Source organism: Mycobacterium sp. (assembly GCF_052145595.1).
In the GTDB taxonomy this organism is placed as follows: domain Bacteria; phylum Actinomycetota; class Actinomycetes; order Mycobacteriales; family Mycobacteriaceae; genus Mycobacterium.
Genome location: NZ_JBKQOI010000155.1, coordinates 66,983 through 75,181, shown reverse-complemented (window position 1 = coordinate 75,181; position 8,199 = coordinate 66,983). Strand labels below are relative to the sequence as shown.

Below are 8,199 nucleotides of genomic sequence, written 5' to 3'. Positions count from 1 at the left end.
GTGCCGGCCGATCAGGAGGACAAGGTTCGCGAAGCCGCTCAATCGTGTCCGGAACAAGCCATCATCATCACGGACGAATCGTAAAGGGAGACAGTACGTTGAGTGTCGACGACGTCGTCAGCGAGAGCGACCGTAAGCGAAACCAGTATCACTTCGATCGGCACTCCGCGGAGTACCGCTCGCAGTTCAAGTCGATCACCGAGGACATGCAGGCCCGCTGTCCGATGGCCTGGAGTGACACCTACGGCGGGCACTGGGTGGCAGCCGGAAGCCACGAGGTCTTCGAACTCGCCCGCTGCCCCGCCGTCTCCAACGACCATGACGTCAACAACGAACGCCGCGGCTACAAAGGCATTTCGATCCCCACGGCCAGCCGCATCAAAGGCATCCGGGGCGGCATCCTGGAGATGGACGAACCCGAGCACCGCACCTACCGCACCGTGCTGAACCCCTACCTGTCACCGGCCGCGGTCAAGCGCTGGGAGCCGTTCGTCAACGACGTGACCCGCGCCTGCGTCGACGACAAGATCGAGCAGGGTCGCATCGACTTCGTCGACGACCTGGCCAACGTCGTTCCCGCCGTGCTGACGCTGGCGATGATGGGCATCCCGCTGAAAAACTGGCAGATGTACAGCGAGCCCACCCATGCGGCGGTATACACCCCCGAGCACTCGCCGGACATCCAACGGGTCACCGAGATGCACCGGAAGATGGGGCTCGACCTGGTGAACAACATGATCGAGATCCGCAACAATCCGCGGCCCGGCCTGGTGAATGCCCTGCTCGAGATGCGGATCGACGGCGAACCCGCTCCCGAACTTGAGATTCTCGGAAACCTCGGGTTGATCATCGGTGGCGGCTTCGACACCACGACGGCGCTGACCGCCCACTCGCTGGAATGGCTCTCGGAGCACCCCGATCAACGAGAGCTGCTCAGCAAGCAACGCGAATTCTTGCTCGACCCCGCGACCGAAGAGTTCCTGCGCTACTTCACCCCGGCACCCGGCGATGGCAGGACCTTCTCCGACGACGTGGAGCTCGACGGCACCCGCTTCAAGGAGGGCGAGCGGCTGTGGATTTCATGGGCCATGGCCAACCGCGACCCCGCGGTGTTCAAGGACCCGGACGAGATCGTCCTCGACCGTAAAGGCAACCGGCACTTCAGCTTTGGCCTGGGCGTTCACCGGTGCGCCGGATCCAACGTGGCGCGCACCGTGTTCAAGTCCATGCTGACCGCGGTGCTCGACCGAATGCCTGACTACCAGTGCGACCCGGGAGGGACCGTGCACTACGAGACCATCGGCGTCATCCAGGGCATGCGAAAGCTGCCGGCCACCTTCACCCCCGACCACCGGGTCGGTTCCGGACTGGACGACACGCTGGACAAACTGCAACGCATTTGTGACGAGCAAGGACTCGCCCGACCGATCACCGAGCGCAAGGAAGCCGCGGTCATCGAGTGAGCCGCTGGCGGCCCTACGGGCACCGGCCGCTTGCGGGTGACACTCTACGCACCTGAAAGGGGGCCGTTTACTGCCACAATTTTTCCGAGTAGGCCTGTTCAGCGTGACCGCGCCCTATATTTGGGCTAAGCGCGTGTGCAGAGATGGGAGACGCATCGGTGAAGACTTTCGCAGTGAGCCTTGCGCTTGCCACGGCCGCGCTGACTCTCACGCCGACCGCCCACGCGGACATCCAGGTTGGCAACTATAGGCTGGACACAAACCGGGATCCTGGCCACATCTGGATTTGGGCGATTCGACCGTGCAGATATGATCAAGGCCCGGAATGCCTAATCATCCAAGCGATTCCGCAACCCAACGGGCAAGCGGCGCCCTTTAAGGCAGACGCTCATCTGTCCAACGGCCGCTACACCATGGCCGTTGATGTGCCCGACGGGGTGCGCTGCGTGGTCCAGTTCTTTCCCTCGCATGACGTTTACTCGTGGGATGCGGTGACGCTGGCGGGTCAGGTCGACTCAACGTTCGACACGGGCTGCGGAGGCGGACCGGGGGGCACCAACAGTTACCCGTTCTCGCTCGTGCGATGGTAGCCGCGTGAGACGTACAGAAGTTAGTCGATCATGAGAGCGACGGGCAGTAAGCACGATGGCTGAGGCGAAGAAACCGCCGCAAGATTCGGCCACATCGAAAGCCGACACCATGGCTTTGATCGCGGAAGCCGAGGCCGAAGCCGCCGAGGCGGAAGCACTGGCGGCCGCGGCGCGCGCCCGCGCCCGTGCCGCCCGGCTCCGGCGCGAAGCGCAGGCCGCAGCCGAGGCTGAGCAGAAGGCCAACGAACAACTCGAGGAGGAGGAGCCCGTCGGGGCCTCCGATGAAGAATCTCGAGACGCCGACGAGGACGCAACCGACACCGCCGAGGCGAAGACCGACGACGACGTCACCGACACCGTCGAAGCAACCGACGCCGACGAAGCGGAGACCGAGGAAGACGTCTCCGACGAAACCCCCGAAGACGCAGAATCGGAATCCAAGCCGGCCCGCTCCTGGCGGCGCGTGCGATTGCCGTCGTTGTCCGTGACGTGGAAAGTGGCCGTCATCGTCCTGATCTGCGCCTTCGTCGGGGCAGGCGGATACATGATGTGGCAAAGTCATGAAATCACCGAGCGCAACCAGCGCGCCGCGAACTTCGTCGCGGGGGCCAGACAAGGTGTCGTCAACATGACTTCCTTGGACTTCAATAAGGCCAAGGATGACGTCCAGCGGGTGATCGACAGCTCGACCGGCCAGTTCAGGGACGACTTCCAGCAGCGCGCCAAAGATTTCATTACCGTCGTTGAGCAGTCCAAAGTGGTCACCCAAGGAACCGTGAATGCGGCGGCCGTGCAATCCGTGGACGGGAATTCCGCGTTGGTACTCGTCGCGGCGACATCGCGGATCACCAACGCCGCGGGCGCCAAAGACGAACCACGCAATTGGCGACTCCGGGTGACCGTCACAGACGACGGTGGGCAATACAAGATGTCCAAAGTGGAGTTCGTTCCATGAGCGAGGACAACCGCAGCACCGACGCCGCCGACGACTCTTCCAAACAAACCGAACGCAGTGGACGTAGCGAGCCACGGGCGCGGCGCAAGGTGAAACCCGTTCCGGTGATTCTGGTGGTGCTCCTGCTGATTTCCGGTGGCGCGGCGACGTGGCTGTACTTCAAGCAGTACCTGACTGCAAAACAGACCGACGCCAGCGTCGCGAGCGCGGTCATCAATTCGGCGTCCGACGGAACGGTCGCGTTGCTGTCCTACTCGCCCGATTCGCTCGACAAAGACTTCGCCGCCGCCAAGTCGCACCTCTCTGGTGATTTCCTGTCGTACTACAACCAGTTCACCGACCAGATCGTGGCTCCGGCAGCCAAACAAAAGTCGCTGAAAACCAGCGCTCGGGTGTTGGGGGCCGCGGTCTCGGAATTACGTCCAGATTCGGCCGTCGTGCTGGTGCTGGTCGACCAGAGCACCACGAGCAAGGACAACCCCGACCCCGCGATGGCTTCCAGCAGCGTGCTGGTGAGTTTGACCCGAGTCAACGGCAACTGGCTGATCACCAAATTCGATCCGGTCTAAAAACCGTTGAATGCCGTTGCGGCAAAGCGGCTAAGGAGACGGCGTCGCGTAAATCGCTAGCCGCGCGGCAAGCCGAGCACTCGCTGGGCGATGATGTTGCGCTGGATTTCCGACGTGCCGCCGGCGATGGTGCCGGAAAAGCTGCGGGCGTAGCGCTCAAACCAGCTGGCGAAGTAGTGGTCCAGGTTCATCGGCGCGTACGGGCCCGTCTGCCCGGGGTGGATGAGACCGTCGGCTCCGGCGCTGTGCAGGGCGTGTTCAAACCCCCGCAGCTCGGCTTCGGAACCGAGCAGCTTGAGCACGGAGATCGCGGCCACGTCGTCTTCGCCGCGAGCGGCCCTGGCCAAGGCCACCGAACCCAGCAGGCGCAGAGCCTGTTTGTCCATGATCGTGGTGGCATACAGGTCGCGCTCGAGCTCCGTGGTGGGACGGAAATCGGCGATCAGGTTGTCCATTCGATCGGCGAAACCCAGCCACATCATCGTGCGCTCGTGCCCGAGCGATCCGTTGGCCACCCGCCATCCCTGGTCGATCTCACCGACCAGGTTTTCGGCCGGAACCCGCACGTCGGTGAAGAACACCTCGTTGAAATCCAGGTCGTCGTCGGAGCAGATCGACGGGAATGGCCTGCGGACAATGCCCGGGGTGTCGGTCGGGATCACTAATGCACTGATCCCCTTGTGCTTTGGCGCATCCGGGTTGGTCCGCACGAAGGTCAGCAACACGTCGGCGTGGTGGGCCCCGGAGGTCCACACCTTCTGCCCGTTAACGACGAAGTGATCGCCGTCAAGCACCGCACGGGTGCGCAGCGACGCCAGATCGGAACCGGCGCTGGGCTCGCTCATCCCGAGCGACGCGGTGATCTCGGCCCGCAGAATCGGCACCGCCCAGCGGCGCTTTTGTTCGTCGCTGCCGAACGACAACAGCGACGCCGCAACGATGTTCACGCCTTGCGGGTTGAGGCTGTGGTAGATCCGCCGGCGGCACAGTTCCTCGAGGTGGACGAACTGCTGAACGACGGTCGCGTTGCGGCCACCGAATTCGGGCGGCTGACCGGGCAGCAGCCAGCCGTTGTCGAACAGCAGCCGCTGCCAACGGCGCGCCCACCGCGGCATGTGGGAGACCGACCGGGGCCGCTCCAGGGTTTCGCTTGCGTCAGGCAGGTTTTCGTCAAGGAATGCCGCAAACTCCGCCCGAAACGCCTCGACGTCGGGATCAAAAGTCAGCTGCACGGTACTCCTCTGCGATTCGTGCCCGATGCTCCGCGGCGCCGCCGAGCAGGAGCTCACCCGCTTTGGCCCGCTTGAGCGCGAACTGCAGGTCGTTCTCCCAGGTGAAGCCCATCGCACCGAAAAGCTGCAAGCCGTGCCGGAATACCAGCGACTGGCACTCCCCCGCCGATGCCTTGGCCATCGCGGCCGCCAGCCGGCGCCGGGGATCGTCCGCCGCGATCGTCAACGCGGCGAAGTAGGCCAGCGCGCGAGCACGTTCCACCGCGACGTGCATATCGGCGGCCTTGTGCTGGACGGCCTGAAACGAGCCGATCGGTACACCGAATTGATGACGGCTGCGGACGTGGTCGAGGACCAGATCGAGGACGCGTTGGCAGGCGCCGACCATCGTGATCGCCATACCAGTGAGCGCAAGGTGGCGCGCACGCTCCGCGTCAACGGTCAGCCGCTCGGTGTCGGGAACCCGGACTTTGGCGAAGGACAGGTCGGCGACATGAAGGACGGGGTCGAACACCGCGGAGCGCCGGGCCGACACCTGGTTCGACGCGACGACGAACACCCCGGCGTCGGTCACGACGGCCAACCGGTCGACACGATCGCCGTCGAGGACGTGGCGTGCCGTACCGTCCAACACCCAGCCATCGACGTCCCGGTGTGCCGATACCCCGTTGTAGACGGCGGTTCCCGACTCGTGTGGATCGAACCGACCTTCGGCCAACGGCGCAAATTGGCTCATCGTGGCCAGGAACGGGGTGGGATCGGTCGCGCGCCCCAACTCTTCGAGGACGATGGCCAGCTCGACGGCACTGGCCGAATCATTCAGCTCGGTCCAGCCCTGGTCCACGTAGGACTTCCATAGCGGGCTGGGGTCGACCCCGTCTTCGGCCACGCTGCGCACCAGCGAGGGCGGACACTGCTTGGCGACGGCATCGCGCACCGTGCTCTGCCACAGCCGCTGATCGGCATCGAATTCCAACAGCATCCGGGCCGCCTCCTGTCTCACCGCCATCGCGAGAATACCATTCTCTTCCACGGAAGTAATAATCTCGGAAAGCGGTTATGAGGTGCGTGAACCCGACAAGCGCGTTCGCCGGTGCCGGCTATACGGCGGCCACCAGGTCGGCGGCCGGCTCGTCCCAGCGATCGAGGTTCACGAACTCGGCGAGCGGTCGACGGCGCACCGGCCCGTGCTTGCCCTTGGGCCAGCCGACCACGACGTGACCGGCAACCATCCAGCCGTCGGGTACGCCGACGGCTTCCCGCAGCAGCTGCTCGCCGCCGTACAAAGCCCAGCTGGTGAGGCATGCGCCCAGGCCTTGGGCGCGCGCGGCCAGCAGGAAGTTCTGCATGGCGGGAAAGATCGACCCCCCGAGCAGGAGTTCGGATGCGGTCGGGTAGTGCTGTTGCGCGAACAGAACCGAAGTGAATTCGCCCGCACGATCATGCAATTCGTAGGTCGCGCGGTAGGTGCGGGCACGGCGGCTGTTGTCGTCGGCGGCGGGCCGGCTCATTCCGTAAACCGGCTCGATCACTTCCAGGGCGTGGGCGGCAGCCTTGGCCACGGCGGCGCGTTGCTCAGGTGATCGCAGCACGACGAAGCGCCAGCCTTGCGCGTTGGCGCCCGACGGAGCCCACCTGGCCGCTTCGAGGCACCGAGCGAGGGTCGCGTCGTCGACCGGCTCGTCGGTGAACCGCCGGATCGTGCGGGCGGTCGACATGACTTCCCAGACGTCACTGCTTGCTCCCGTCACGGCTTGTCCCTCTCTAGTCCCTCTCCGGCGGGCTGCTTGGTTGTCCACGGGGTACGGCGTACCGCACTGCGAACTTCATATCAGTAGCGGGTCCCGAAACCGACGGCGCTCGAGCAGGATTGCGGCTAAGTGCTGTGATTGGGTGCACATCAGGTCGTAACACCTCGTGAAAGGAGAGGGCAATTGGATCGCGAAACATACCGGCGAGGACTTGAAATCCGGTCCGCAGTGCTGGGCGCGGAATACGTCAACCAGGCACTGGCCAACGCGAACGACTTCACCAAGCCTTTGCAAGATCTCATTACTGAGTACTGCTGGGGCGCGGTGTGGGGGCGCGACGGGCTGGCGCTCAAGACGCGCAGCATGCTCAATTTGGCCATGATTTCGGTCCTCAACCGGCCCAATGAATTACGGACGCACGTCAAGGCGGCGCTGACCAACGGCGTCAGCCGCGACGAGATCCGCGAGATTTTCCTGCAGGTGGCCATCTACGCCGGTGTGCCGGCTGCGGTCGACAGCTTCCGCACGGCCGGCGAAGTCTTCGCCGAGCTGGACGACGCCGGAGGCTCATGATGCGGATCGGATTTATCGGGTTGGGGAACATGGGCTTTCCCATGGCACGCCGCCTCATTCAGGAGAACCACGATGTCATCGCTTTCGACACGAGCGGCGCGGCGCTCGAAAGTATCGTGGCCCTCGGAGCACAAGCCGCGTCGTCGTCGAAAGAGGTCTCCGATCGTGCCGAAACGGTGATGGCCAGCTTGCCGTCGCCGGCCGCGTCCCTCGAGGTGGCAACCGGCGCCGCGGGCGTGATCGAGGGCTCGCGGGTCAAACGCTACGTCGACCTGTCGACCGTCGGTAGCGGAACGGCGGTGCAGATCCACGGCCTGCTGGCCGAACGCAACATTGCGGCGATCGACAGCCCGGTCAGCGGCGGCGTCAGCGGAGCCGACAGGGGCGCGCTTGCCGTCATGGTTTCCGGCCCGCGCCACGAATTCGACGTCGTAAGAACCGTACTCGAGGCGATCGGCCGGCCGTTCTACATCGGCGAGCAACCCGGATCGGCGCAGACGATGAAGCTAGCCAACAACATGCTGGCGGCCAACGTCTTGGTCGCTACCGCGGAAGTCGTCGTGATGGGCGTCAAGTCCGGCCTGGATCCCGGCGTGATGATCGAGGTGCTCAACGCGGGATCCGGCGCGACGAGCGCAAGCCGCGACAAGTTCCCCCGTGCGATCCTTCCGCGCACCTTCGATTACGGCTTTGCCACCGGGTTGATGGTCAAAGATGTGCGGCTGTATCTCGACGAGGCCAAAGCGCTCGGCGTGCCGGTCGACGTCGCCGCAGCGATCGGTCGACTCTGGGAGGCCGCCGCGCGCGACCAAGGCGCCGATTCCGATTTCACGACGGTGATCAAACCGCTCGAGCAGGCCGCCGGCGTGACCGTGGGCCGGTCCCCCGCCTAGGCCTTCGCTCCTGTCGTTGCGGCAGCCCGACCAACGCGGGCGACACCTATCTACGCGGGCTGAGAATGGTATTATCCAGATTCAAGAACGAGACTTACCCAAATGACCGTAATATCCCGACTACCAGCGCCGATGACTAATCGCGACGCTTACCGAAAAGCCGTTGATCGACC

At 64.4% G+C, this 8,199-nt stretch carries 10 protein-coding genes; 7 read left to right on the top strand and 3 right to left on the bottom strand.

What is annotated here, in order from left to right; genetic code table 11:
• From ACLP4W_RS13985 to ACLP4W_RS13965, 5 genes are all read left to right on the top strand, one after another.
• Positions 1-84: ferredoxin (locus ACLP4W_RS13985; RefSeq protein WP_442386809.1), on the top strand; the 84-nt coding region annotated here is incomplete at its 5' end.
• 14 nt (positions 85-98) lie between these two features.
• Entirely contained in the window at positions 99-1,463 is a 1,365-nt protein-coding gene (locus ACLP4W_RS13980) for a cytochrome P450 (protein ID WP_442386789.1), read from the top strand.
• A gap of 143 nt (positions 1,464-1,606) precedes the next feature.
• Complete coding sequence (locus tag ACLP4W_RS13975) at positions 1,607-2,053, top strand: hypothetical protein (RefSeq protein WP_442386787.1); 447 nt, start codon at positions 1,607-1,609, stop codon at positions 2,051-2,053.
• Positions 2,054-2,108: 55 nt separating this feature from the next.
• Positions 2,109-3,008, top strand: coding sequence for a hypothetical protein (locus tag ACLP4W_RS13970; protein ID WP_442386786.1), 900 nt, complete (start codon positions 2,109-2,111; stop codon positions 3,006-3,008).
• The gene (locus tag ACLP4W_RS13965) at positions 3,005-3,577 is read left to right on the top strand and encodes a hypothetical protein (RefSeq protein ID WP_442386784.1); all 573 of its coding nucleotides are present in this window, start codon (positions 3,005-3,007) and stop codon (positions 3,575-3,577) included. The genes ACLP4W_RS13970 and ACLP4W_RS13965 overlap by 4 nt, the downstream gene beginning before the upstream one ends.
• A gap of 56 nt (positions 3,578-3,633) precedes the next feature.
• Here the strand turns inward: ACLP4W_RS13965 and ACLP4W_RS13960 are convergent, their stop codons facing one another.
• The 3 genes from ACLP4W_RS13960 to ACLP4W_RS13950 form a co-directional block, all read right to left on the bottom strand.
• A complete protein-coding gene (locus ACLP4W_RS13960; protein WP_442386783.1) occupies positions 3,634-4,809 on the bottom strand; it encodes an acyl-CoA dehydrogenase family protein in 1,176 nt (391 codons plus the stop codon).
• Positions 4,793-5,791, bottom strand: coding sequence for an acyl-CoA dehydrogenase family protein (locus ACLP4W_RS13955; RefSeq protein WP_442386807.1), 999 nt, complete (start codon positions 5,789-5,791; stop codon positions 4,793-4,795). The genes ACLP4W_RS13960 and ACLP4W_RS13955 overlap by 17 nt, the downstream gene beginning before the upstream one ends.
• A gap of 118 nt (positions 5,792-5,909) precedes the next feature.
• Positions 5,910-6,527 (bottom strand): nitroreductase family protein, encoded by a 618-nt coding sequence (locus tag ACLP4W_RS13950; RefSeq protein WP_442386805.1) that lies wholly within the window; start codon positions 6,525-6,527, stop codon positions 5,910-5,912.
• Positions 6,528-6,743: 216 nt separating this feature from the next.
• Between ACLP4W_RS13950 and ACLP4W_RS13945 the strand changes: the two genes are divergently transcribed.
• Both ACLP4W_RS13945 and ACLP4W_RS13940 read left to right on the top strand, forming a co-directional pair.
• Positions 6,744-7,133 (top strand): carboxymuconolactone decarboxylase family protein, encoded by a 390-nt coding sequence (locus tag ACLP4W_RS13945; protein WP_442386781.1) that lies wholly within the window; start codon positions 6,744-6,746, stop codon positions 7,131-7,133.
• Entirely contained in the window at positions 7,133-8,026 is an 894-nt protein-coding gene (locus tag ACLP4W_RS13940; protein WP_442386779.1) for an NAD(P)-dependent oxidoreductase, read from the top strand. The genes ACLP4W_RS13945 and ACLP4W_RS13940 overlap by 1 nt, the downstream gene beginning before the upstream one ends.
• Positions 8,027-8,199 lie beyond the last annotated feature (173 nt).

Excerpts from the sequence above, each read along its gene's own strand:
- ACLP4W_RS13975 (WP_442386787.1), top strand. The coding sequence starts at position 1,607 with ATGGGAGACGCATCGGTGAAGACTTTCGCAGTGAGCCTTGCGCTTGCC.
- ACLP4W_RS13970 (WP_442386786.1), top strand. The coding sequence starts at position 2,109 with ATGGCTGAGGCGAAGAAACCGCCGCAAGATTCGGCCACATCGAAAGCC.
- ACLP4W_RS13965 (WP_442386784.1), top strand. The coding sequence starts at position 3,005 with ATGAGCGAGGACAACCGCAGCACCGACGCCGCCGACGACTCTTCCAAA.
- ACLP4W_RS13950 (WP_442386805.1), bottom strand. The coding sequence starts at position 6,527 with ATGTCGACCGCCCGCACGATCCGGCGGTTCACCGACGAGCCGGTCGAC.
- ACLP4W_RS13955 (WP_442386807.1), bottom strand. The coding sequence starts at position 5,791 with ATGCTGTTGGAATTCGATGCCGATCAGCGGCTGTGGCAGAGCACGGTG.
- ACLP4W_RS13940 (WP_442386779.1), top strand. The coding sequence starts at position 7,133 with ATGCGGATCGGATTTATCGGGTTGGGGAACATGGGCTTTCCCATGGCA.